This is a genomic window from Betaproteobacteria bacterium (genome assembly GCA_016194905.1).
GTDB lineage: Bacteria > Pseudomonadota > Gammaproteobacteria > Burkholderiales > JACQAP01 > JACQAP01.
The window spans coordinates 114,330-138,712 of the sequence record JACQAP010000028.1; the positions used below are offsets into that span (position 1 = coordinate 114,330).

General features: G+C 60.8%; 22 protein-coding genes. 11 read left to right on the forward strand and 11 right to left on the reverse strand.

Going from position 1 to position 24,383, the window contains the following annotated elements; translation table 11 throughout:
• Positions 1-46 precede the first annotated feature (46 nt).
• Entirely contained in the window at positions 47-1,612 is a 1,566-nt protein-coding gene (locus HY067_18915) for a TRAP transporter large permease subunit (protein MBI3530023.1), read from the reverse strand.
• Positions 1,609-2,184: a TRAP transporter small permease subunit gene (locus HY067_18920; protein ID MBI3530024.1), complete on the reverse strand. Its 576-nt coding sequence runs from the start codon at positions 2,182-2,184 to the stop codon at positions 1,609-1,611. The genes HY067_18915 and HY067_18920 overlap by 4 nt, the downstream gene beginning before the upstream one ends.
• 153 nt (positions 2,185-2,337) lie before the next feature.
• Here HY067_18920 and HY067_18925 point away from each other — a divergent pair, with 153 nt between their 5' ends.
• Positions 2,338-3,357 carry a methionine synthase gene (locus tag HY067_18925; GenBank protein MBI3530025.1) on the forward strand — a complete coding sequence of 340 codons (1,020 nt, stop codon included), beginning with the start codon at positions 2,338-2,340 and terminating at the stop codon, positions 3,355-3,357.
• 4 nt (positions 3,358-3,361) lie between these two features.
• Here the strand turns inward: HY067_18925 and HY067_18930 are convergent, their stop codons facing one another.
• From HY067_18930 to HY067_18960, 7 genes are all read right to left on the reverse strand, one after another.
• On the reverse strand, positions 3,362-3,706 hold the full coding sequence (locus HY067_18930; protein ID MBI3530026.1) for an antibiotic biosynthesis monooxygenase: 345 nt from the start codon (positions 3,704-3,706) through the stop codon (positions 3,362-3,364).
• 87 nt (positions 3,707-3,793) lie between these two features.
• The gene (locus tag HY067_18935; GenBank protein MBI3530027.1) at positions 3,794-5,095 is read right to left on the reverse strand and encodes an MHS family MFS transporter; all 1,302 of its coding nucleotides are present in this window, start codon (positions 5,093-5,095) and stop codon (positions 3,794-3,796) included.
• A 111-nt stretch (positions 5,096-5,206) separates the two neighbouring features.
• Positions 5,207-7,174, reverse strand: coding sequence for a hypothetical protein (locus tag HY067_18940; GenBank protein MBI3530028.1), 1,968 nt, complete (start codon positions 7,172-7,174; stop codon positions 5,207-5,209).
• A 227-nt stretch (positions 7,175-7,401) separates the two neighbouring features.
• Positions 7,402-8,502, reverse strand: a complete 1,101-nt coding sequence (locus HY067_18945) for an ABC transporter ATP-binding protein (GenBank protein MBI3530029.1) — start codon at positions 8,500-8,502, stop codon at positions 7,402-7,404.
• Between the two features lie 137 nt (positions 8,503-8,639).
• Complete coding sequence (locus tag HY067_18950; GenBank protein ID MBI3530030.1) at positions 8,640-9,470, reverse strand: carbohydrate ABC transporter permease; 831 nt, start codon at positions 9,468-9,470, stop codon at positions 8,640-8,642.
• A 40-nt stretch (positions 9,471-9,510) separates the two neighbouring features.
• Entirely contained in the window at positions 9,511-10,407 is an 897-nt protein-coding gene (locus HY067_18955; GenBank protein ID MBI3530031.1) for a sugar ABC transporter permease, read from the reverse strand.
• Positions 10,408-10,527: 120 nt separating this feature from the next.
• Positions 10,528-12,003: an extracellular solute-binding protein gene (locus HY067_18960; protein MBI3530032.1), complete on the reverse strand. Its 1,476-nt coding sequence runs from the start codon at positions 12,001-12,003 to the stop codon at positions 10,528-10,530.
• Between the two features lie 158 nt (positions 12,004-12,161).
• On the opposite strand from HY067_18960, the gene HY067_18965 reads away from it, so the two are divergent.
• The 4 genes from HY067_18965 to HY067_18980 all read left to right on the forward strand — a co-directional run bounded on the left by HY067_18965 (position 12,162) and on the right by HY067_18980 (position 15,937).
• Entirely contained in the window at positions 12,162-13,064 is a 903-nt protein-coding gene (locus HY067_18965; GenBank protein MBI3530033.1) for a fumarylacetoacetate hydrolase family protein, read from the forward strand.
• Between the two features lie 125 nt (positions 13,065-13,189).
• Positions 13,190-13,999 carry an ABC transporter ATP-binding protein gene (locus HY067_18970; GenBank protein MBI3530034.1) on the forward strand — a complete coding sequence of 270 codons (810 nt, stop codon included), beginning with the start codon at positions 13,190-13,192 and terminating at the stop codon, positions 13,997-13,999.
• Positions 13,996-15,264, forward strand: coding sequence for an ABC transporter permease (locus HY067_18975; GenBank protein MBI3530035.1), 1,269 nt, complete (start codon positions 13,996-13,998; stop codon positions 15,262-15,264). Before HY067_18970 ends, HY067_18975 begins: the two co-directional genes overlap by 4 nt.
• A gap of 19 nt (positions 15,265-15,283) precedes the next feature.
• A complete protein-coding gene (locus HY067_18980; GenBank protein ID MBI3530036.1) occupies positions 15,284-15,937 on the forward strand; it encodes a DUF3299 domain-containing protein in 654 nt (217 codons plus the stop codon).
• Positions 15,938-16,117: 180 nt separating this feature from the next.
• Here HY067_18980 and HY067_18985 read toward each other — a convergent pair whose 3' ends face one another.
• Positions 16,118-16,660: a hypothetical protein gene (locus HY067_18985; protein ID MBI3530037.1), complete on the reverse strand. Its 543-nt coding sequence runs from the start codon at positions 16,658-16,660 to the stop codon at positions 16,118-16,120.
• 125 nt (positions 16,661-16,785) lie between these two features.
• On the opposite strand from HY067_18985, the gene HY067_18990 reads away from it, so the two are divergent.
• A complete protein-coding gene (locus tag HY067_18990) occupies positions 16,786-17,541 on the forward strand; it encodes a methyltransferase domain-containing protein (protein ID MBI3530038.1) in 756 nt (251 codons plus the stop codon).
• A gap of 69 nt (positions 17,542-17,610) precedes the next feature.
• Here the strand turns inward: HY067_18990 and HY067_18995 are convergent, their stop codons facing one another.
• Positions 17,611-18,708 carry a cyclase family protein gene (locus HY067_18995; GenBank protein MBI3530039.1) on the reverse strand — a complete coding sequence of 366 codons (1,098 nt, stop codon included), beginning with the start codon at positions 18,706-18,708 and terminating at the stop codon, positions 17,611-17,613.
• A gap of 306 nt (positions 18,709-19,014) precedes the next feature.
• On the opposite strand from HY067_18995, the gene HY067_19000 reads away from it, so the two are divergent.
• The 5 genes from HY067_19000 to HY067_19020 all read left to right on the forward strand — a co-directional run bounded on the left by HY067_19000 (position 19,015) and on the right by HY067_19020 (position 24,380).
• Positions 19,015-19,896 carry a phytanoyl-CoA dioxygenase family protein gene (locus HY067_19000; GenBank protein ID MBI3530040.1) on the forward strand — a complete coding sequence of 294 codons (882 nt, stop codon included), beginning with the start codon at positions 19,015-19,017 and terminating at the stop codon, positions 19,894-19,896.
• 116 nt (positions 19,897-20,012) lie between these two features.
• The gene (locus HY067_19005; GenBank protein MBI3530041.1) at positions 20,013-21,125 is read left to right on the forward strand and encodes an S-(hydroxymethyl)glutathione dehydrogenase/class III alcohol dehydrogenase; all 1,113 of its coding nucleotides are present in this window, start codon (positions 20,013-20,015) and stop codon (positions 21,123-21,125) included.
• Positions 21,126-21,340: 215 nt separating this feature from the next.
• Positions 21,341-22,177, forward strand: coding sequence for an S-formylglutathione hydrolase (fghA, locus tag HY067_19010; GenBank protein ID MBI3530042.1), 837 nt, complete (start codon positions 21,341-21,343; stop codon positions 22,175-22,177).
• A 192-nt stretch (positions 22,178-22,369) separates the two neighbouring features.
• On the forward strand, positions 22,370-23,233 hold the full coding sequence (locus HY067_19015; protein MBI3530043.1) for a sugar phosphate isomerase/epimerase: 864 nt from the start codon (positions 22,370-22,372) through the stop codon (positions 23,231-23,233).
• A 211-nt stretch (positions 23,234-23,444) separates the two neighbouring features.
• The gene (locus HY067_19020; protein MBI3530044.1) at positions 23,445-24,380 is read left to right on the forward strand and encodes a hypothetical protein; all 936 of its coding nucleotides are present in this window, start codon (positions 23,445-23,447) and stop codon (positions 24,378-24,380) included.
• Positions 24,381-24,383: the final 3 nt, after the last annotated feature.

The window sequence follows — 24,383 nt, forward strand, 5'->3', positions numbered from 1 at the left end:
CAAACCCCGTCGGCGGCGGGGTTTGTGTCTGTGAAAGTTGAATCGATTATTTCGACTGCTTGAACAGGTTTTCCAGATCGCTGCCTTCGTCGGCACCCGAACGCTGCTTGCCGGGCGTGTCCCCCGCCTTGTCCCGCTTGGATGCGCCGGCATCACGCGCGGCACCTTTGTCCTCCAGTTGCTCGCGCCCGTATTCCGGCGTGGGAATGTTGATTTCGATCTTTGACGGATCGACCGTGCTCTTGTGCAAGGTGACGGTGACGATCTGCGGGAACGCGATCACGATTCCGACCATGACGACCTGGATCACGACGAAGGGCACGGCACCCCAGTAGATCTGGCCGGTGGTGACCGCTGCGATCAGCTTGCCGCTGATCTTGTCCAGATATGCCTGGGCCGGGGCCACGCTGCGCAGATAGAACAGGGCGAATCCGAAGGGCGGGTGCAGGAAAGATGTCTGCATGTTGACCCCGAGCAGAACGCCGAACCAGATCAGGTCGATGCCGAGCTTGTCCGCCACCGGTGCGAGCAGCGGCACGATGATGAAGGCGAGCTCGAAGAAGTCGAGAAAGAAGGCGAGGACAAATACGAGCGCGTTGACCACGACCAGAAAACCGATCGGACCGCCGGGAAGGCCGGTGAGCAGGTGCTCGACCCACAGATCGCCGTTCACGCCGCGGAACGTGAGGCTGAAGACGGTCGAGCCCACCAGGATGAAAATGACAAAGGAGGACAGCTTCGCCGTCGAGTTCATCGCCTGCTTGAGCAGGGACCAGTTCAGGCGCCGGTTGATGAGCGCGAGGATCAGCGCACCCGTAGCTCCCATGGCCCCGCCTTCGGTAGGTGTGGCGATGCCGAGGAAGATCGTTCCAAGCACCAGGAAAATCAGTGCGAGCGGCGGGATCAGAACAAAAATCACCCGGCGCAGCAGTTTGACGCCGCGCAGCTTGCGCGCTTCGGCCGGCAGCGCAGGTGCAGCCATCGGGGAGAACAAAGATCTGCCGAGCACGTAGATCAGATAGAGGCCTGTCAACGCCAGGCCTGGCAGAATCGCGCCCTGGTACATGTCGCCCACCGAGCGGCCGAGTTGGTCGGCGAGTACGATGAGTACCAGCGACGGCGGGATGATCTGCGCAAGTGTCCCCGAAGCTGCAATCACGCCGGTCGCGAGGCGCCGGTCATAGCCGTAGCGCAGCATGATCGGCAGCGAAATCAGCCCCATCGAGATGACCGACGCGGCCACCACCCCGGTGGTCGCGGCCAGCAGTGCGCCGACGAGTACGGCGGCATAGGCAAGGCCGCCGCGGACCGGCCCGAACAATTGGCCGACCGTGTCGAGCAGGTCCTCGGCCATGCCGCTGCGCTCGAGCACCAGTCCCATGAAGGTGAAGAACGGCACGGCCAGCAGCGTGTCGTTGGCCATGATGCCGAAGATCCGTTCCGGCAAGGCCTGGAACAGGGCCGAGTGCAACAGCCCCAATTGCACGCCGAGGAAGCCGAAGGCCAGGCCGACCGCGCCAAGCGCGAACGCGACCGGGTAGCCCAGCAGCAGGAACACTACCAGCGCCCCGAACATCAGCGGCCCGATGTTCGCGGTGACGAAGGCGATCATTTCGCCGCTCCCTCGTCGGCGCGCAGCTGCTCGATGGCCGGATCTGCGTGTCTTTCCATCGGATCCGGGATCAGGCCCTTCAGGAAGGCGATGCGCTTGATCAGCTCGGAGACGCCTTGCAGGCTCAGCAGAAAGAACCCGACCGGAACGATCAGCCTTGCCGGCCAGCGAATCAGGCCGCCGGCGTTACTCGACATCTCGCCGCTGACCCAGGCGTTGACGAAGATCGGCCATGCCAGGCACATGATGTAGAGCGATACGGGCAGCAGGAAGAAGAGGGTGCCGAAGACATCGATCCAGGCCTGAGCCCGGCGGGTAAGCCGCGACGACACCACGTCGATCCGGATATGCGCGTTATGCAACAGCGTGTACCCGGCGCACAACAGGAATATCGCCGCGAACAGATACCACTGCAGTTCGAGCCAGGCGTTCGAGCTCAGGTTGAACAGGTAACGAGCCAATGCGTTGGATGCGCTGACCAGCGCCATCACCAACACGAGCCAGAGAACGGTTCGTCCGACCCGCTCGTTGAGCGCGTCAATGGCATGCGAAATCGTCAAAAGGAACTTCATCATGGCGTGCTCCGATCGCGGTGAATCCCGGTCTTGCAGCGGTGGCGAAGGGATTCTCGCCGATCGGGCGCCTGTGTGCAAAACTGACGGGTTCGCGTCGGATTGCATACGGGATTACTATGTGGCGCTACCCATTACTCTCAGGACATGCGCATGTTTGAAACGACTATTGCAGGCAGCTTGCCCAAGCCGTCCTGGCTCGCCGAGCCGAACAAGCTGTGGCCCCAATGGAAGCTCTCGGGTGAAGCGCTCGCCGAGGCAAAGCGCGACGCCACCCTGCTATGGATCAAGTCACAGGAGGATGCCGGCATCGACACCGTCGGCGACGGGGAACAGTCGCGGCAGCATTTCGTGCACGGCTTCCTCGAATCGGTCGAGGGAATCGACTTCGAGCACAAGGTCAAGATGGGGATTCGCAACAACCGTTATGACGCGATGGTGCCGATGGTGGTCGCGCCTTTACGCTTGCGCGGCAGGGTGCACGAATCGGAGGCGAAGATTGCCCGCGCACATACGAAACGCAAGCTCAAGATCACCATGCCGGGGCCGATGACCATCGTCGACACCATCGCCGACTCGTACTACGGTGACAAGGTGAAGATGGCGATGGCATTCGCCGAGCTGCTGAATCAGGAGGCGCGCGCTCTGGAAGCGCAAGGCGTGGACCTGATCCAGTTCGACGAGCCTGCTTTCAATGTCTACATGGACGACGTGAAGCGCTGGGGAATCGACGCGCTGCATCGGGCAATCGAAGGACTGCGCTGCAAGACCGCCGTTCATATCTGCTACGGTTACGGCATTCAGGCCAATATCGACTGGAAGAAGTCGCTCGGAACCGAATGGCGGCAATACGAAGAGATATTTCCCGCGTTGGCGAAGAGCCGCCTGGATCAGGTGTCGGTCGAGTGCATCAATTCGCGCGTTCCGATCAGCCTGTTGAAGCTGCTGGCGGGAAAGGACGTGCTGCTCGGTGTGATCGACGTGGCGTCCGACAAGATCGAGACCGCGGAAGACGTTGCCGGCGTCATCGCCGAAGCGATGAGGCACGTGCCGAAGGAACGTCTGCAGCCGTGCACGAACTGCGGCATGGCGCCCATGGACCGCAATGTCGCCATGGCCAAGCTCACCGCGCTTGGCGCAGGTGCCGCGCTCGCACGCAGCCGGTATAGCTGAGGCCCTAGCCGTGCGCCTCGCGGCTGTCCGCGGGCGCTTCGCTCCGCTCTTTCATGCCGTAGTCGCGTACCACCGAGGCGACGCGCAGGCGATAGTCCGCGAACACGCCGGCGCGCCCTTTGTTCTGCGCCGCCCGGTGCTCTTCCAGCCTGCGCCATGCGCCGATCGCTTCTTCGTCGCGCCAGAAGGAGATCGAAACGAATTTGTCCGGCGTGACGAGACTCTGGAAGCGCTCGATTGAAATGAACCCGTCGATGCGCTCCAGGTCGGTTCTCAGACGGGCCGCCAGATCGAAATACTCGGCGGCCCTTCCTTCAGCGGGCCAGACTTCGAAAATCACGGCAAGCATGAGGACCTCCTGCGATTGGAGCACTGCAATACTGTAACGGCCGAGTTGGATGGGACGTAATTTTAAATCCGTGTGTCGCTCGTCGACCTAGCTGCGCGCGCCGTCCTCCGTCCTGCTGGCATGGATGTCGGTCAAGTAGGTCTCAGGCCCGAAATAGATCGCGATTGCGGTGAGCAGCGACAGCACGATGATGTAGCCGGCCACCCCCCAGGGCCTGCCACCCGCCCATATCAGCAGCAGGCCGGAAACGAACGGCGCGGGACCGCCCGCGAGCAGCGAGCCCAATTCACGCGCGGAGGCGAAGCCGCTGTAGCGAAGTCGCGCGCCAAACAGCTCCGCGAAGTACGCTGCCTGCGAACCGAACATGCCGGCGACGCCGACAGCGATCACCAGAATGAGTGAGATCCATACCAGCACTGGGGAACCGGTGTCCACCATCCAGAAAAATGGAAACGCCATCACAGCGGAAAACAGGGCTGCGCTGCCATACACCGGGCGCCGGCCGATGCGGTCCGACAGGGAAGCGAAAAAGGGAATAGTGAATAGCGAAATGGCGTACGCGCACATGATTCCGGAAAGCACCATGGTCCGGGAAAGACCGAGCTGCTTGGTCATGTAACTCAGCGTGAATACCGGGTACAGAAAGCCCAGTCCGTTTTCCGCGAGACGCGCGCCGAACACCACCAGGAACTCGCGGGGGTGCTTGAGAAAGGCTTCTTTCACCGGCGAGCGCGCAGCCTTGGCATTGGACGCGATTTCGCTGAAGACCGGGGTTTCCGAAACGCGGGCGCGGATGTAGAAGCCGAACACGATCAGGATGATGCTCAGCAGGAACGGAATGCGCCAACCCCAGTTCAGAAAATCTTCCTTGGGCAGCAGCGAGACCAGTGCGAAGACGCCTGTGGCGAGCAACAGGCCGAAGTTCACGCCGAGCGCTGCCCAACTGCCGAAGAATCCGCGCTTGCCTGGGGGCGCGTGCTCGACCGCGAGGATCACCGCGCCGCCGTATTCCGCGCCGGCGCCGAAACCCTGCACCAGGCGCAGCGCCACCAGCATCGCGGGTGCCCAGATGCCGGCTGTTTCGTAGGTCGGCAACAAACCGATCAGGAAGGTCCCGACCCCCACCAGCAGCAACGTGATCACCAGCACCGGCTTGCGCCCGAGCCGGTCGCCGAGGTGGCCGAACACCATGCCGCCGAATGGCCGCGCGAAAAAACCGACGCCGAAAGTTGCGAACGCGGCAAGCGTGCCCGCGGCGGGCTCGAGCTTGGGAAAGAACAAGTCACCGAAGACCAGTGCCGCAGCCGTGCCGTAGATGAAGAAGTCATACCACTCCAGGGCCGACCCGACAGCCGAAGCCAGCATGACTCTGCGCTGCGAAGCATCCATTGCTCTCCCCCTGTTGTTGTCCGGCGCTCGGCGCTTCGCGCGGCGCGATGTTGTTCTGGTCCCGAATTCCCTCGGGCGGAGTCAGGATACAGCAGGGCTGCCGGGCCGGCTTCAGTCGTTGATCGAAATGACGGCGACCGCGTAAGGTTTCAACGTCAGCGCATCCTTCATCGCCTTCCAGCTTTTCTGGAAACCCCGCGGATCGGTGGTTGCGCTTACGAAACTGTCTTCGTCGAGCGTCGTGCCGAATATCGCGCCTTTCGCGCCGGACAGTTTTACCGGCTGATTTTCCGCAGTTAGATTGGCAAGCCACAGCGTCGTGCCGCCTTTGCCCTTGTAGGCCAGGCTCTGCACTTTCGCGGAATCCGAAGAGTCCGCGTTCACCAGTTTCCGGCCCGCGCCGCGGGTCAGGCCGCTGATGACGTGATACGCCGGGAACACCGCCGTACCGGAAAGCTGGTCGTACCACGGCTGCTTGTGTTCCGCTTTGCGATAGATGATGCCGAGCGGCCCGGTTGGCGCGCCCATCGCAATCGCTTCGATGCCAGTGCGCGCGAACGTGGCGATATAGCCCAGCGTCCATGCCGCGGCGAACAGGGCGCGCTGCCGGGGTTCGAGCTTGGTCAGGCACACGCGCACGTTGTCCGGGTTGGGCGTCCAGGTCGCACCATGGGGATTGTCGCGGCAGCCGATGCCGCTCGGTCCGATGCGGTACGCGGTCTTGCCGATGAAGGAGCGCGCGGTGGTGACCTGATAAGGCAACGCCTCCAGGGTTTCCATTACCGACCGGTCGTCTGCCGCGTGAACGATCGGGCTGGTGGTGTTGACGACGAAGTCGAGCAGTTTTGCGGGCGGATGTTTGCGATTGAGTTCGGTGAAGAAGGAGAACATGCCGCCGCCGAGCCTGAGGCCGGGGAAGGCCTCGCGCGCCGCCGCGTAGAGGTCTTCGAGTTTCGGCGCGGGTGGACGCGGCCCGCCCGGCAACACCGATTTCAGGTCGCCAACCGGCACGACGGCGATCGATGACAGCTTGATGCCGGACTGCCTGACCATGTCGGCAAGTTGCTTCAATTCCTTGCGGAACTCATCGATACTTTCGACCACGGCTTCCAGCGCGACTTCGGCATCGGTCTCTTCGCTCAGCACGCGATAGCCGTAGAGTTCCTTGAGGCCATGCTTTCTGCGCGGATCGATGTGACAGATCAGGAAGCGCGGCGCCGCGAGCTTGAGCAGGCCGAGCCGGGCGATCGCGTGTTCGATCTCTTCCGCGGGCACGCCGAGCCCCACCGGTTGCAGGGAATCGCGGGACACGGCGCCGAGTTTGATTTCGATACCTCTATCGGCGGCCACTTTGTCGCCTCCCTCCACCGATCCGCTCAACGTGACCTTGATGGATTGCCTCGCCGCTTCCCCCGCTTTCAGCGTGTACGGCCAGGGGCGGATCAGGGGACGAACATAGGTTTTGAACGAAGCATCGGTCCAGTTGCGATGATCTTCCATCTCGAAGGTGTCGCCCTCCATCAGCACCGTCGCCCTGAGTCCGGGCAGTACTTCGTGCGTCAGCGAGCGGATGTCTAGCACCGGCTGGATCGGATTCACGAGTTTGGGGAACTTGCTCTTGACCTTGCGGCCATCGACGTGTTCGATGTCGACCGGGAAACCGGCGACGCCTTTCAGTGGATGCAGTACGACGAAACCGGTGCGCGCGGTAAGGAAATCGGTTTTCGGCAGCGCCGTTCCGGTGAACTCGAGGTTACCGTCTTGCGTGCCCTCGACCTTCGCGTCGTACGAGAGCTGCTGGCTTTCGATCCGGATTTCGGCGTGAAAGGAAACCGAGAAACCGTCGGCGCGCTGATCGATCTTCAGATTGCTGATCGCGGGCGCGGCCGTGCCCCAGTTCTTGTCCCGGATCAGAAACCCGACCACGCGCAGCACCTCGACGCCGTTGACCTTGAGATAGCGGAGCTGGCCGTTTTCGAATTCAACCGACAGCGGGCCGGCGGTCAGCACGCGACCCGGTGCGTCGGGTTGTTCTGTGCCGCAAAGCGCAATCGCGCGCGAGGGTTTGGTTGCTTTCATCTCTTTCTCCTCCGATCTCTCAATCAGGCATGAACCACGGATACCCTCGCGAAGCGTGGAGTACCCATTTAGGACGCGGAGAGCACGGAGGAAAAGCAAGGACGAGATAAATGACCACGACCGCGCAAATGTGGGTAGGAAAGCGAAATAGGAACCCCTGAAAATCCGTGCGCAGCCAGCAGTTCACCCTGCCTGTTGTCGTTCTCCGTGTTCTCCGTGGTTCAGTTCTAAAGTACTTTCTCGGTAGATGGATCGATCACAATCGCCCGGTTCATGTCGATCGACAGTTCGATCTTCTGGTTGATCCCGGTGGCGTCGTGTGCCTGCAGTTCTGCGTTTACATCAGTGCCGCCGAGTTTGAACGTGACATAGGTGCGGGAGCCGGTCGGCTGCAGCAATTCGATGGTCGCGGTATGGCGGGCCAATCCGCTGCGCGAGTCGCCGGGATGCGCGCGGTTCATGTGCTCCGGACGCAAGCCGAGGATGACAGTCTGGTCGCGCCGGTCCGCGAGTTTCGCCGCTCGATCAGGCGGCAGCGCCAGCAACGTGCCGTCTTCCAGCCTGACGGCGAGTCCGCCGCCTTCTCCCACGAGGCGCCCATTGATGAAGTTCGTCGAAGGCGAACCGAGGAAACCGGCGACGTACTTGGTGGCGGGTCGCTCGAACAGTTCCAGCGGCGCACCGGCCTGCTCGATCACGCCGTCGCGCAGCAGCACGATGCGATCGGCCATGGTCATCGCTTCGATCTGATCATGGGTGACGTAAATCATGGTCCTGCCGAGTTCCTGATGCAGGCGCTTGATCTCTCCGCGCATCTCGTCGCGCAGCTGCGCATCCAGATTCGACAGCGGTTCGTCGAACAGGAAGAGCCGGGCATTGCGCACGATCGCGCGGCCGATGGCGACGCGTTGCAATTGGCCGCCCGAAAGCTGGCGTGGATAGCGATCGAGCAGATGATCGATGCCCAGCATGTTGGCGGCGACCTTTACCTTGGGCTCGATCTGATCCTTGGGAGTTTTGCGCGAGCGCAACCCGAACGCAATGTTGTCGAACACCTTCATGTACGGATACAACGCATAGTTCTGGAAAACCATTGCGATGTCGCGATCGCGCGGCGGCAGGTGATGCACGGTCTCGCCGCCGATCTCGATGCTGCCCTTGTCGGCCTCTTCCAGCCCGGCGATGGTCCGCAACAGGGTGCTTTTGCCGCAGCCCGACTGGCCCACTAGCACAGTGAATTCACCCGCTGGAATCTCGAGGTCGATGCCGCGCACGGCGTGTACGGAGCCGTAGTATTTGTGCAGGGCTGTAATTTTCAAATCTGCCATACGTAGTTACCAGAAAGTGGAGCGCTTGTGAATGTGTGAATGCGTGAAGGAGTGAAGGGTAGAGGCCCAACGCAGCTACCCCATCACGCGAACGGGTTTTACCCCTTCACTCATTCACCCTTCACACCTTCACGTACTTAACCTTTCACCGCTCCCAGTGATATCCCGCGCACCAGGTAGCGCTGCATGAACGCCACCGCGATGAAGATCGGCAGCGTGCCGAGCACCGACATTGCGGAAATCTTGGCCCAGAAGTTCGACTGGCCGCCGAAGTAATGAGTAATCTGGACCGTATAAGTCGTCGCCTCTGTGCGCGTCAGCACCAGGGCGAACAGAAAATCGTTCCAGGCGAATACGAAAGTGAAGATCGCGGTCGCGAACAAGCCGGCGCGGCACATCGGGAACACGACTTTCCATATCACCTGCCAGCGGGTGCAGCCGTCCACCAGCGCGGATTCCTCAAGGGCTTTCGGGATGTCGAGAATATAGCCGCGCATCATCCAGATCACGTAAGGCAGGTTGAATGCAGTGTAGAGCAATATCACACCTATATAGGTATCGACCAGATGCAGCCAGACGAATAGGAGAAAGATCGGAAATACGACTGCGATCGGCGGGATCATGCGCTGTGAGATGATCCAATTGGCCAGATGCTCGCCCCCGGTCCTGAAGCGGGCGAGCGAATAGGCGCAGATGGTGCCGAGAAACATCGCGATTACCGTGCTGACGCCGGCGACCACCAGGCTGTTCCATACCGTGACCGCGTCGCCGTCCTTGAACAGAACCGCATAGTTATCGAAATGGATCCGACCCGGATACCACTTCGGCGGAAACGAGTAGATCTCCTCCGGCGTCTTGAACGAGATCATGAACAACCAGTAGACGGGGAACAGGAACAGCAACGTGATGACAACGGCGGCAAGAAGACGCAGCGCCATCCGGATCGTGGTTCGCTGTTTGATAGTCATCATCTTGCAACCCCGATAGTCAATTCCCTCGCCAGGTCGCTCATCGCGCCAACTCCACTCTTTTCAGCGCGAGCATTACGATTGCCGACAGCAGGATGATGACCAGGAACGCGACCGCGGCCGTGTAGCTGGTTTCGAATTGCTGGAAGCCCTTGACGTAAGTGAAGATCGAAATGGTTTCGGTCATCGTGCCCGGGCCGCCCTTGGTCAATGCCCAGACGATGTCGAACATGCGGAACAGGTCGAGTCCGCGAATCAGGATCGCGATTGCCATGACCGGCCAGATCGCAGGCAACACGATCCGGAAGAATGTGCGCCACCAGCTTGCGCCGTCGATGGCGGCCGCCTCGAGCTGCGATTTGTCGACGTTCGCGAGCGCCGCGAGCAGCAGCAGAAACATAAATGGCGTCCACTGCCAGATTTCCGCTGCGATTATCGCGGGATATACGAGATTCGGATTGATGGTCCACAGGATCGCCGAATCGTTGCCAGTGAACCAGCCGATGACCTGGTTGATCGGACCGAATCGATGGTCGAACAGCAAAGCCCAGGTCGCGCCGGAAACGATCGGCGACACGACCACCGGCAGCACCAGCAGCGCAATGAAAACCTGTCGCCCGGGGATCCGCTCGAGGAACAACTGCGCCATCGCCAGCCCGAGCAACAATTCGATCGGCAGGGAGATTGCAGTAAAAATCACCGTGTGCAGCAACGCCTCCCACATGCGGGCATCGTCGAACAGTTGCGCGTAGTTGCGGCCGCCTACAAAGGCGGTGTTGGTTTCGGTCATGGTGAGGCCCTGGAAGCTCACCAAGAGCAGGTAGACCAGCGGAAAGATGCCGATCAGGAGCAGCACGAAGATCGCCGGTCCGACTAGCAGATATTTGAAATTGCGGTCCGCAAAGGCCGCGCGGTTTGGTATCGAATCTGAAGCCACAAGAAAACCTGTGCAATGTAGCCGACAAAAAAGGGAGCGCCGTGTTCCAGCGCTCCCACCTTTTGTTTTGCTCCGGGTTCCTACTGGAAGCGCCGGAGCAATCCGCGTCGTTTGTGCTGCTTACTTCGGGTAGGCACCGGACTTCGCAGCCCAGGCGTTGTAAACCGTCTTTTGTTTGTCCACGCCGACCTGCTTGGTTACTTCGTCCCAGTCCGCAGCCACCTTGCCGAGAATCTTCTGCGGATCTTCGCCGGCCCACAACTTGCTGATGCCCTGGCGAAGAGCTTCCTCGTACTTGTCGGTCTGGATCAGCGACAGGTCGAGCAGACCGGTCTGTGCGCCGGCGTGCAGTGCCGCGAGATAGTCCTTGGCGTCAGGCCACAGCTTCAGGTAGCCCGGATTCGTATAGTGCGAATCGCGGAACGGATCGCGCAGAGTGTACGGAAGCTGCACGCGCTGGTTGCTGATCTCTTCGCTGTTAAGCCATTGGATGAAGAGATACGCAGCTTCCTTCTGCTTGCTGGTGGAGGCGACCGACAGCGCGAAACCCGCCGCCAGTTCGGGATGGCCGCCAGGGGGCAGCGCATACCCGACCTTGCCGGCGATCGTCGACTTCGGCACCCAGTCCAGCGCCTTTTCGCTGCCCAGATAACCGGCAGCGAAGCGGCCGTATGGCGGCCAGGAGATCGTCATTGCGCTTTGTCCCTTCAGGAACAGTGCGAGGTTTTCGACGAAGCCGAACTTTTCCACGCCTGGCGGCATGAATCGGTTTTCATTGCGCATGTCAGCGAACACTTTGACGCCGATCGGGCTGTTCACCGTTGCCTTCATGGTGCCGGCGTCGAAGAATTTGCCGCCTTCCACGCGGAAGCGCTCCTGGAACATGAACATCGTATACGGTGGCTCGCGGAAGAACGCGGCGCCGTAAATGCCTTCTTTCTTCAACGCCTCGGTCAGGAAGTTGCCAATCTCGTCGAATTGCTTCCAGGTCTTCGGCGGCGCCAGATCGTATTTGTATTTGTCCTTGAACGCCTTCTTCAGGTCGGCGCGTGCAAAGATGTCCTTGCGGTAATAGAACAAGAATACGTCGCCGTCATCGGGAAAGCCGTAGATCTTGCCGTTGACCGTCATCTGATTGTCGCGATACGTCGGCGCGATCTTCTTCAACTCGTCGCGAAAGCCGTACTTGTCGACGTAAGGATCGAGCACTTCCAGTGCGCCGGCCTGCGCGAGGTCGGGCATCCACGCCGGGATTACGTTCAGCGCGTCGTACGCGCCAGTGCCCGCGCGGAACTCCTGCATGATCTTCGTGAACATTTCCGCGGTCGGGACTTCGACGACCTTGACCTTGCAACCGGTCTCCTTTTCCCACAGCGGACCGGAGAATTGGGTTGGATCGAGCGACTGCAGTCCCGCTTCCCAGACGATGGTGATGGTCTTGCCATTGCAGATTTTCTTGGCGGCTTCGACGGCGGTCTTTGCGGCGTTTTGCGCGCTGGCGACGCCCGTCCAGGCCAAGGCCGTGGCGGTAGCAATCGTCAGGAGCAAACCTCGGGACAGACCTAGCCGGCGAAGGACGGATGAATAATCCTTCATGATGCGTCCTCCGTACATAAGTTTTTGATTGTTCGCTCTTTATGTGGAGCGACTCCGTGCAGCGTCTGGATTATGTTGAAGCCCCTCTGGGGTGTCAAGCAAACTGAGGATGCTTTTTTCATGCGGCGCGGCAGCAAAACTTCACGGCGCTTCCGGGGATGATTTCATGGCCTGTGAATATTACGTCCAGGTTCGCGTGTTGCCGGTTTGTGTGGTGCAATTGCGTCATTGCATCCTGGCGAACTGATTTTTTGGGAGAAACGCTGTTGAGCGCACCAACCCTGCAAGCGGCAACCCGTCTGCTCGATCAGCGGCTGTCGCTTGAGCCGATCACCGATCTTCCCGAGGCAATGCGACCGCAGACCGAGGCGGAGGGTTACGCATTGCAACGCGTGCTCAATGGGCTGCTTACGATAGCCGGGTTGGGACGACAGGTCGGTCACAAGATCGGCTGCACAACATCGGTCATGCAGAATTTCCTGGGTATCCCGAATCCCTGCGCTGGTGTGATATTCGAGAAAACCGTGCTGCACCGCTCCGGACGCATTCCGCGCTCTGGTTTCGTCAGGCTCGGCATCGAGTGCGAAATTGCAGTGGAGCTCGCGCGTGATCTCGCGCCGGCGGGAGCACCGGTCGACCGCGAGTTGGCGGGCAGGGCGGTCGGTGCGGTGATGGCGTCGATCGAGCTTGTGGACGAACGCTACAAGAACTTTCGTACACTCGGTGTGCCGACGCTGATCGCCGACGACTTCTTCGACTCCGGATGCGTGCTCGGCGATCCGGTGCGCGACTGGGACAAGCTCGACCTTGGCAAGCTTTCGGGCGCGACGTACGTCAATGGTGTCGAAGTCGGGCGCGGCACCGGCGCGCTGGTGATGGGGCATCCGTTCGAGGCGCTGGCATGGCTGGCGAACTCGCGGGCAAAACATGGTCTCGCCCCCCTCGGGGCGGGCGAATTCGTGCTGCTCGGCAGCGTGGTCGAGACCAAGTGGCTCAACGCCGGTGACAAAGTGCGAATCGAGATCGAGGAACTCGGCGAGCTCGCGCTCGCCGTGATCTGAGCCGGCCGGAGGCCGGCATCATTGGCGTTGACGCAAATGATGCAAAGATGAAAAGAAAGGACGCAAAGAAGGGCGAAATCGCATTCACCATGGGGTAAACAGAGAAAGAAAGATTGAAATTCTGAATGTGCGCGGCACCCAGTTCTGGCCAGTCGACAGTCACGACGCAAACATCGCCGGAGAAAAGCGACGTATCGCCCGAAGCCGTCGTCGACCTCTCGGGCGTGCGCTTCTCGTGGTCCGGCACAGCCCCGGTCGTGGTCGACATCGAGAGCCTGCGCGTCGCGAACGCAGAGCGCATCTTTTTGCGCGGACCGAGCGGCAGCGGAAAGTCCACGCTGCTCAGCCTGCTGGCAGGGGTGGTCACGCCGCGGGAAGGCACGGTCCGGGTTCTCGGACAGGACATCGGCAGGCTCGGCAGCACGGCGCGCGACCGTTTCCGCGCCGACCACATCGGCTTCATCTTCCAGATGTTCAACCTCATTCCCTATCTTTCCGTCGTGGAAAACGTCTGCCTTCCGTGCGGCTTCTCCGATCGGCGGAGGCTCCGCGCCACTCGTGCCGGCGCAAGCGTCGAGGCCGAGGCGGTCAGGCTGCTCGAGCACCTCGATATGGCGGAAACCGGTGTTCTGCGCCGACCGGTTACGGACCTGAGCGTCGGTCAACAGCAGCGCGTGGCCGCGGCCCGCGCGTTGATCGGCGCGCCGGAGCTGGTGATCGCCGACGAACCGACCTCGGCGCTCGATAGCGACCGGCGTTCGGCGTTTCTCGACCTGCTGTTCCGCGAGTGCGCCCGCGAGCAGGCCGCGCTGATATTCGTCAGCCACGACGCGTCTCTCGCATCGCGGTTCGATCGCGCCATTGTTTTTGGCGAGATCAACCGCGCGCTGCTACCCTCCCCGGCGCGGAACGCTTCCGGAGATCGCCACCCATGATCCTCGCGCTTGCCCTCAAGAGCCTGCGCAACCGCAAATTCACCGCGGGGCTGACGGTGCTGTCGATCGCGCTTGCGGTCATGCTGCTGCTGGGCGTGGAACGCATCCGCCACGAATCGCGCCAGAGTTTCGCCGCCACGATTTCCGGCACGGATCTGATCGTCGGCGCGCGCAGCAGCCCCGTGCACTTGTTGCTCTACTCGGTATTCCATATCGGCAATGCCGCCAACAACCTGCGCTGGGACAGCTACCGCGCGATCGCGGCGAACCCCGCAGTGGCGTGGACCATTCCGCTGTCGCTGGGCGATTCGCATCGCGGTTACCGCGTGCTCGGCACGACGCCTGATTACTTCGAGCACTTTCGCTTCGCACGCGATCGCCGGCTGGTGTTGACACAGGGCAAGGGCTTCGGCGATGAGCGCGATGCGGTGCTGGGTGCCGACGTCGCCGACACTTTGAAGTATCGGCCGGGCGACTCGATAGTCATCGCCCACGGCGCCGGCGACGTCAGTTTTTCGCTGCACGAGCATCATCCGTTCAAGGTCGCCGGCATCCTGGCGAGGACCGGCACGCCAGTCGACCGCACGGTGCACGTGTCCCTGGCGGGCCTGGATGCCGTGCACGAAGACACCGATAAAGGCGGTGCGGCCGATCCGCTCGCTGCGATCGTCCGCGAGGAACGCCACGCGGCCACAAAGATACCGTCAACCCCGCGTGCGATCACCGCGTTTCTGGTTGGACTGAAATCGCGCAGTACCGCGCTTTCGATGCAGCGTTGGGTGAACGAATATTCCGGGGAACCTCTGACGGCGGTGCTACCCGGGGTCGCATTGCAGGAAGTATGGGAAATTACGAGCGCGGTCGAGAAGACATTGTTCGCAGTGTCCGGGCTGGTGGTGGTCGTGGGCCTGGCCGGCATGCTGGTCGCGCTGCTCACCAGTCTGAGCGAGCGGCGCCGGGAAATGGCGATCTTGCGATCGGTCGGCGCCCGGCCGATGCATGTATTCGCGCTCATCCTCGGCGAGGCGGCGTTCCTCACAGCCGCGGGAATCGCGCTCGGTGTGGCGGCGCTTTACATCGGATTGCTGGCCGGGCAGCCATGGTTCGAGTCGCGCCTCGGCTTGTTCATCGCCGTGGGCCGGCCTTCAGCTTACGAATTCGGGCTGATCGTTCTGGTGGGAACGGCAGGTCTGCTGATCGGCCTGATTCCGGCCTATCGCATCTATCGTTATTCGCTGGCCGACGGCATGACCCTTAGACTCTGAACGAGAAGGCAATGCAAAGATGATCGCACGCCCACGCTGTTTGTTGCTCCTGATCGGGGCGCTGCTGACGGTGACCGTCTTTGCCGAAGAACCCCGCCAGGTGATGTGGGCGGACTTGGTACCGAAGGCCGCAGCGTTCGACAACCCTTTCCTCAAACTCACCCCGGAACAACTCGCGCGGGTCAGCGATGTCGCCGCGATCCGCGACCGCAGGGAGCGCGGCGACAAGAACCTTTCACGGGCGGAAATCGAAAGCGAGCCAGGGCTCGTTCGCAAGCTCGAACAGGCGGGCGTCGACGTCGACGGACTGCTGGCGAAGCGCAAGGAGATCATCGAGCGCGGCCGTACGGTGAATCCGCTGCTGAACGGGCAGACCGTGCGCCTGCCCGGCTATCTGTTGCCGCTGGAGTTCTCGGGCAAACAGGTCAGCGAGTTTCTGCTGGTGCCGTGGGTCGGAGCCTGCATTCATACCCCGCCGCCGCCGCCGAACCAGATCGTGCACGTCAAACCGGAAAAGCCGGTCGAAATGAGCGGGATATTCGCGCCGGTATGGGTTACCGGGCAGATGACTACCGGCTCGATCAGGAAAAGCCTGTCGCTGGTCGACGGGAGCGCCGACATCGACGTGGGATACTCGTTGCAGGCGAGCCGGGTGGAGCCGTACAAGGAATAGCCCCCTCTCCCCAGCCCTCTCCCGCGAGGGGAGAGGGAGCCCTGAAGCCAGATACAGGCGACCGATTGTCCGCCTTAATTCTTTTCCAAATATATTCGCCGCTGATGGCTCAGGCGTTGTTTTCGTTTCTGACGTTACTCCCTCTCCCCTCGCGGGAGAGGGTTGGGGAGAGGGGGGGATTTACTTGAACGCCGGCAAGGCGGCCGTGGTGCCGATCTGTTGTCCGGCGATATGTTCGTGCGGCGCGGGCTTGTTCATGACCGTGCGCATCTTCAGACTGTCGACGCCTTCTTCCCGCACCTCGATGCGTAACTCCGCCATGGCTCGGAACTTCAGTTCCGGCGCATACCAGATGGTCATCGTGCTGGTGTCTCCCACGGTGCGCACGTTGACGATGATGAACGGCGTGTTGATTTCCATCCAGGGATTCTTCAGGTCGGCAAACGAGGTGGTGATGACCGGCTCGCCGTCGAGCTCGAGGGTGACGGTGGTGTTGTCGCTGCTGCCACCGCGCTTCACGATCTCCGCGGCGTGAAACCAGCCGGCGCCGAGCACGTGAAAGGTTGCGGCTTCGCCGGAGTGCGTAGCGCCGACTTCACGTTCGGCCGTCACCATGTCACCCCGGAAGACTTCTCCGCATGCAATCGCGGCCGTTGCCCCAACCCACAACACGGCGGCGGCAACCATGAGAGTCATCGGGTGCAACGAGCGTTGCGCTTTCATGCAGGCCTTCCTGTCGAATGACAGACAGTCTAACACCGCGACTTCCAAAGCGTAACGGTCGCAATGACGCGATCCACGCCACGGGTAAAATGTGGATTCACAAATCGTTCAGTCACCCATCGCAGATGTCAGAAACCTACACTCCCGGCTACAGCGAGGCCGCAGCCGCGTTCATGGCGCGCCGCCGGCTCGACCCCAACGGCGCGTTTTTTCTTCCCCACCTCAGGCCCGGCATCAGCGTGCTGGATTGCGGTTGCGGTCCGGGCACCATTACGCGTGATATCGCGCAGTGCATTGCGCCGGGCCGGGTGGTAGGACTGGATTTCAATGCGGATCAAGTTGCCGTCGCGATGGCAGACGCCAAGGCACAGGGCATCGCCAACGTCGAATTCAGGCAGGGCAGCGTTTATGCGCTGCCGTTCGCGGACAATAGTTTCGATGCCGTGTTTTCGCATGCTCTGATTGAGCATCTGAAGGAACCGGTCAAGGCGGCAATGGAGTTCGGGCGTGTGCTCAAGCCGGGCGGCATGCTCGGCGTGTGCACCCCGGACTGGGGAGGCTTTCTGCTGGCGCCGCCTTCGGAAAAGCTGCTGGTTGCTTTCGAGGCTTACAAGGAATTGCAGAACCGTAACGGCGGTGACGTGTACTGCGGACACAAGCTGGGAATGTATCTCGAGAGCGCCGGGTTCGAAGGGATCGTGATGCGGTCGCGTTACGAGAACTACGACCCGCTCACCGTCATCGGCGATTTCCTTGCGGTGAACCACGAGGAAGCGGGCGATGCAAGGAACGCCGTAATCTGGCGCGAGTGGGGGCGCCGTCCCAACGGCATGTTCTCGCAGGCGTGGGTGTCTTGCATAGGGAGAAAACCAGGCCCCTGAAAAAAACCGGCAGGCGCTTGCGCGACTGCCGGCTCAACTTTGAGGGGTAGAACTTTTTTTGTTGGCTTATTAGTACAGCACGACCGGGTTGCCGGGGGAACCGGTCGCACCGATGATGCGCAGCGGCGCCCAGACGAATGCGGCTTCCTTGATGCCGGATGCAACCAGCGATTCGGTATCGACGTTTTCCAGGTTCCAGATGCCGTAGCGGGTCTGAATCTGTGTATGGCAGGGAACAGCCCAGCCTTCGACTTCGTTGCCGGGTTGCGCGTCGTTCGCCGAAGTGTCACCCATGGTCAGGGCGATATCCCGAGAGGCAAAGTACTCGCATGCGCTCAAGCCGAAACCGGGCTCGCCTTGCGCGAAAATCGCGCGGGCAGCCGCACGTTGCTCGGCGGTCATGGTCGCATAATGGGCATTACCCCAGGTGTTGCCCTGGCCGGTATGCAGCGCCACGCAGTCACCGGAACTGATCTCTCCGAGGCCTTCCGCCTTCATCATGCCTTTGACGTCGTCGACGGTAACGATGCCGACGTCACCCGGCTTTTTGGGAATCGGCAACATTTCGGCGCTAGCCGGGATCTGACCTTTGGATTTCTTGTAGGCCACGGCATCCAGTACTACCAGGCGACATACAAAACCGCCGGCGGTATTTTCCACACCCATCGGACCCATGCCGAGAACACGACCGCCAGGGCCGCGCTCGTAGTTGTCCCAGGTGATGCGGCCGTTGTACATCATCGGACCCTGAGAGGTGTTCACGCCAATGTGGCCGGGACCGTCGAACTGAGTCTGGATCTGGCCGATTTCGGTGGTGACCAGTTCATCGTGATAAATCAGCGCGTTCTTCCCGAACGGGCCGCCGGTCGGCGTACCGGGGATGCTCATTTGCCAGCCGCGTGCACCGAACGCCGGCGCCTCACGGTGGTAGACCTTCCCGATGGTGAGGGCCTTGAATTGCTTGATGGTCGACAGAGCACGCTTGATGTTGGCCGAATTCTTTACGTGATTCGCGCTGCCGGCTTTGTCATCCGCGCCCCACTTGGTTGGGAACCATTTTTCCGTGATGGGCGCATCGTTGACCGGGCCCTTCAAGGTCTGAGCAGACGCCGATCCAGCAAAGCACAAGGCTCCGACTGCCGCGGCAATGACGGTAAGTTTGTTCATTCGGGATTCTCCTCCGTAAGTTGTAGTTAGCTTTTTGGTCTGACTGCTTTGCTGTTTTCTGTCCGGCACCCCCGAACATCGTCGGGATCCCCGTGCCGCGCAGCGACAAGTACACTGACACAACTTTTCTGACATTTCAACTCGTAGTCATTCGGTTTCAGACTGCAACAATCCACTGCTGTTCGGATCGAAAAGCGTCGCCGACAGCCTTCGGGTCCGCTGCTGCATAGCAGCGCGGATTGCATCCCGGCCCAGTGCCGGACGGCGTAAAATCACGCCAAGTCCGCAATTCCACGGAGGAAAGAAGTGCTCAAGGCAAAAGACGTAGAGTTCTATCGCGAGAACGGCTACCTGCTGGTCGAGAACGTGCTCGACGCGACAACCCTTGCAAAAATACGCAAGGTGATCGCCGACCTGGTGGCCAAGGCCGCCGGCGTCAAGACCCACAACGACATCTATGACCTGGAACCGACGCATACGCCCGAAAATCCTCGTGTGCGTCGCATCAAAACACCGCACAAGGTCGACCCGTTCTTCATGGAGGTCGTCAAACAGCCGGTCATGACCTCGATCCTCAAGGCGCTGCTCGGCAAGGACATCCGCCTGCATGGATCGAAGCTCAATGTGAAGGCGCCGAAGTACGGCTCCCCGGTCGAATGGCATCAGGACTGGGCGTTCTATCCGCATACCAACGACGACATCCTCGCCATCGGCGTCATGCTCGACGACGTGGAGATGGAAAACGGTCCGCTGCTGTTGATGCCGGGCACGCATCGCATAAACAAGGTCTGGGACCATCATCTCGACGGCCGTTTCTGCGGCGCGATGGATCCCACGAAAACCCCGGAGCTGGATTATTCGAAGGCTGTGCCGTGTGTCGGAAAAGCCGGATCGTGTTCCTTTCACCATGTGCGGCTGGTGCATGGCTCGGCGCAAAACACCTCGGAAAGACCACGGCAGCTGCTGCTCTACGAATGCACCGCTGCGGATGCCTGGCCGCTGGTCAACTTCAAGGACCTCGATGAATTCAACAGCCGCATGGTTTGCGGCGAACCGACGCTGGAACCGAGGACCGAAAAAGTGCCGATTCGCATGCCGTTACCCCCGGCGCTCGCGCAAGGTTCGATCTATGAGAACCAGACGGCGTTGCGCAACCGCTTCTTCGACGTCAAAGCGGCAGCGACCTGAGGGGCCATCATTCACCGACGGCGGGCTAGTCCCGCCGTTTGTTTTTTTCGGGGCTGCGGGCCGCAGGCCCCGGGCAATCCACGCAGTCAGAACATAACAATTAAGGAGGAGCAGTCATGGATGTCCGCGCAGCAGTCGCGCACAAGGCCGGCGCGCCGCTTTCCCTCGAAACCGTGCAGCTCGAAGGCCCCAGGGCCGGGGAAGTGCTGGTCGAGATCAAGGCCACCGGTATCTGCCACACCGACGAATTCACGCTCTCAGGCGCCGATCCCGAAGGGTTGTTTCCCTCCATACTCGGCCACGAAGGCGCGGGCATCGTGGTCGACGTCGGCCCGAACGTAAAAAGCCTGAAGAAGGGCGATCACGTCATTCCGCTGTATGTGCCGGAGTGCCGCGAATGCGAGTACTGCGTGTCGCATAAAACGAACTTGTGCCAGTCGATTCGCGTAACGCAGGGTCAGGGCGTGATGCCGGACGGCAGCAGCCGCTTCTCGCTTGGCGGGAAGAAACTGCACCACTATATGGGCACATCGACGTTCGCAAACTACACGGTCGTGCCGGAAATCTCGCTGGCGAAAATCCGCGAGGACGCGCCGTTCGACAAGGTCTGCTACATCGGTTGCGGCGTCACCACCGGCATCGGCGCCGTGATCAACACAGCGAAGGTCGAGCCGGGCGCGAACGTGGTGATTTTCGGGCTGGGCGGCATCGGACTCAACGTCGTGCAAGGCGCGCGCATGGCCGGTGCCAACATGATCATCGGGGTGGACATCAATCCGAAACGGCGCGCACTTGCCGAGAAATTCGGCATGACCCATTTTGTGAATCCGAAAGACATGGCCGAAAACGAACTGGTCCCGTATCTCGTCAACCTGACCAGGGGCGGCGCCGACTACAGCTTCGAGTGCATCGGTAACGTGAAGCTGATGCGCCAGGCGCTGGAGTGCTGCCACAAGGGCTGGGGCGTATCGGTGATCATCGGCGTTGCGCCGGCGGGTGCGGAGATCGCCACGCGGCCATTTCAGTTGGTCACCGGCCGCGTCTGGAAGGGGACGGCTTTCGGTGGGGCACGAGGCCGCACCGACGTACCGAAAATCGTCGACTGGTACATGGAGAAGAAAATCAACATCGACGACCTGATCACGCACAAGCTCAAATTCGAAGACATCAACAAAGGCTTCGACCTCATGCATGCCGGCGAATCTATCCGGTCTGTGGTGGTTTTCTAATGCATACACCCAACGCAGCAGCTTCAGCCGTAAGTGTTTCACCTTAAGGCGCAGAGGGCACAGAGTACGCAGAGTAAAGGCAAGAAAAGTTACCAAATGAAAACGGCATATGGCACCCATTTGGCGGCACCCGCAATTTTGATGAAGAATTTCCGTGTTCGTATTTCTCTGCGTTCTCTGTGCCCTCTGCGCCTCTGCGTTGGGTTTTGACCTAGATGAAAACAATCAGCGAACATAAATGCTTTGAAGGCGTGCAGGGTTACTACTCGCACGCTTCGAAGGAGATCGGGCTGGACATGAAGTTCTCGGTGTTCCAGCCGCCGCGGGCGAAGTCGGCCAAGCTGCCGGTGCTGTACTACCTCGCGGGACTGACCTGTACCGAAGAGACCTTCGCCATCAAGGGGGGCGCACAGCGCATCGCGGCGGAACTGGGTCTGATGCTGGTCGCGCCCGACACCAGCCCGCGCGGTGCGAACCTACTGGGGGAGTCCGACTCCTGGGATTTCGGCGTCGGCGCCGGCTTCTATGTCGATGCCGCTCGCGAACCGTGGTCCAGGCATTACCGGATGTACAGTTATGTCACGCGTGAACTGCCGGCGCTGATTGCAGAGAAATTCCCCGCGGATGCAGATCGGCAGGGCATCTTCGGCCACTCCATGGGCGGACACGGCGCGCTGGTGTGCGCGCTGCGCAATCCCGGACAGTACAAATCGCTTTCCGCATTCGCGCCGATCGCCGCGCCGATGCGCTGCCCTTGGGGGAACAAGGCGTTCACGGGGTATCTAGGTGACGACCATGCCGCGTGGCGGGAATACGATGCCAGCGAACTGGTGAAGCGTGCGCGGTTTGCAGGCCCGATTCTGGTGGATCAGGGACTGGCAGATAAATTCCTCTCCGACCAGCTCTATCCCGAAATCCTCGAGGCGGCGTGCCGTGATGTCGGCCAACCGCTGACGTTGCGCCGTCATGAAGGCTACGATCACGGCTACTTCTTCATCTCGACCTTCATGGAAGATCATCTGCGGCATCATGCTTCGCAGTTGAACCCCTAACCGCAAAGGCGCAAAGACGCAAAGGGTTCGCAAAGGAAAACAAAGTTCGCAAAGGAAAACAAAAGCAGAGTAAAAGCGGACCAGAGTTTGACCGGTCCTGTCGAGTAGGTGCGATATCCAGTTTCTTGAACGCTATTCTTTGCGTTTCCTTGGCGCCTTCGCGTCTTGGCGGTTCCAGTTAAGGAGCTTTATATGCAAAAGCTGCTTGTTTACCAGTCGTTGTGGGCCATGGAGCGCCGCCGTCCCGACGGCAAGGAGTGGACGCTCGACGAGAAGCTCACCATGATCCACGGCGCCGGTTTCGATGGTTGCGGCGTGCGCTTTTTCGACTACCAGTACGCCAGGGAAATTACCGACTTCCTGCGTGCGCACAACATGACGTGGCAGGCGCAGTGCTATCCACAGAAGGTCGACGATCTCAAACCCATTCTGGAACACGTCAAGGAACTCGGCGCGGATCACATCAACCTGCAACCTGACGTGCGGCCTTACTCGATCCAGGAATGCATTCCGTATATCGAGGGTTGGCGCCGGCTCGCGCACGACGCGAAGATTCCGGTCCATATAGAGACGCACCGAGACCGGATGACCACCGATCTGTTCTTCACCATGCAGTTGCTCGACTGCTTTCCCGACCTGCACCTGACCGGCGACCTATCGCACTACGTGGTCGGCCGCGAGTTCGCATGGCCGATCAGCGACGTGAACCACGGCTATATGCACCGCATTATCGACAACTGCTGGGGTTTCCATGGCCGAGTTGCCAGCCGGGAACAGGTCCAGGTGCAGATCAGCTTTCCCCACCACAAGGACTGGCTGGACTTGTTCATGGGCTGGTGGGAATACGGCTTCCGCAACTGGCGTAGGCGCGCGCCCCTAGACGCGACACTGACGTTTCTGTGCGAACTGGGGCCTAGGGAATACGCCATGACCGGTCCCGACGGCTATGAACTGTCCGATCGCTGGCAGGAAGCACTGATGCTGAAGGATATGATCCGCGGCCTGTGGAACCGGATCGAAAAGGAAGAATCGCCCGGCACCGCCCGGGCAGCCTAGAAAGCACTGCCGGCGCCGCCCTCGAGGGACTTTGGACGGGAGGGGTGGGGATCACGCAGGGCCAGGCCACCCCCGACGGGCCTTTCGGAATTGTCGGGAAATGGATACATTAGGCAGGTCACCCGCCACGGGTGCGGCGTTTTCCGGGTCAACCGGGCCGCAAAAACCCCGCAAGGCGCAAAAGAAGTTTTATAAAAGGTGAACTGCGTTCATGCGATCCAAGGGAGCGGTCCCGCGCAATCCTGCGCGGCAAGGGGTGTTTTCTGGCGTTTCGCGCCGGTTTCTCACGGCCGCGATGGCTTGCGCTGCGCTCTGGGCGCCCTCGGCGTTTGCTGACCTGAACGACATCCGCTTCCGGTTCACCTCGGATGCCACCTACGACGACAACATTTCCCGCGCCCGCAAGGACGACAAGCTCTATGATTCCTTCGGCACGCTGAACCTGGGCGCGAGCCTCCCCTGGCAACTGTCGGGAACCTCCCGTCTGGTGCTCAACGCGAACGTCGGCGGGGAAAAATTCAAACGCTACTCCGGCCTCGACCGGCTCTACGCCAATCTCCAGGGCGAACTCCAGTACCGCAACTCCGGGCGATTCAGCGAGCCGATCTGGGGAATATTCGTGCGGCAGGGCGAGGACTGGTACGACTCCAATCTTCGCGATGGTTACCGTACCTCTGCCGGTTTGTCGGTCAGGAAGCCGGTGACCGACAGGATTTTCTTCTTCAGCGCCCTGGCCTACAACCAGCGCGACGGCCGCAGCGCGGTCTTCGATACCAAGGAAGTTTCCGTGCGCGCCAACGTGGATTATTCGCTGTCGCAACGACAGACCCTGTATTTCGGATTCGAGGCCCGGGACGGTGACATCGTCTCCACGGCCCGCTCCAACCTGGCGTACTTCGATATTGCAAAGGCAGTTATCCAGGACGACGTTTTCACCGACACCACCCGATTTTCCTACCGGCTCAAGGCTTATACGGGCATCGCGACGATTGGCTACAACTTCGCGCTTGGCGAGCATGCTGCGCTGGATCTCGCCTATCGAGCCGCGTATTCACGCCCGCACGACCAGCCACCGAGCGTGGTGACGACCGAAAAGATCGACTACGTGGACAATCAGGTGACGTTGTCGATTCTGATCCGGTTCTAGGAG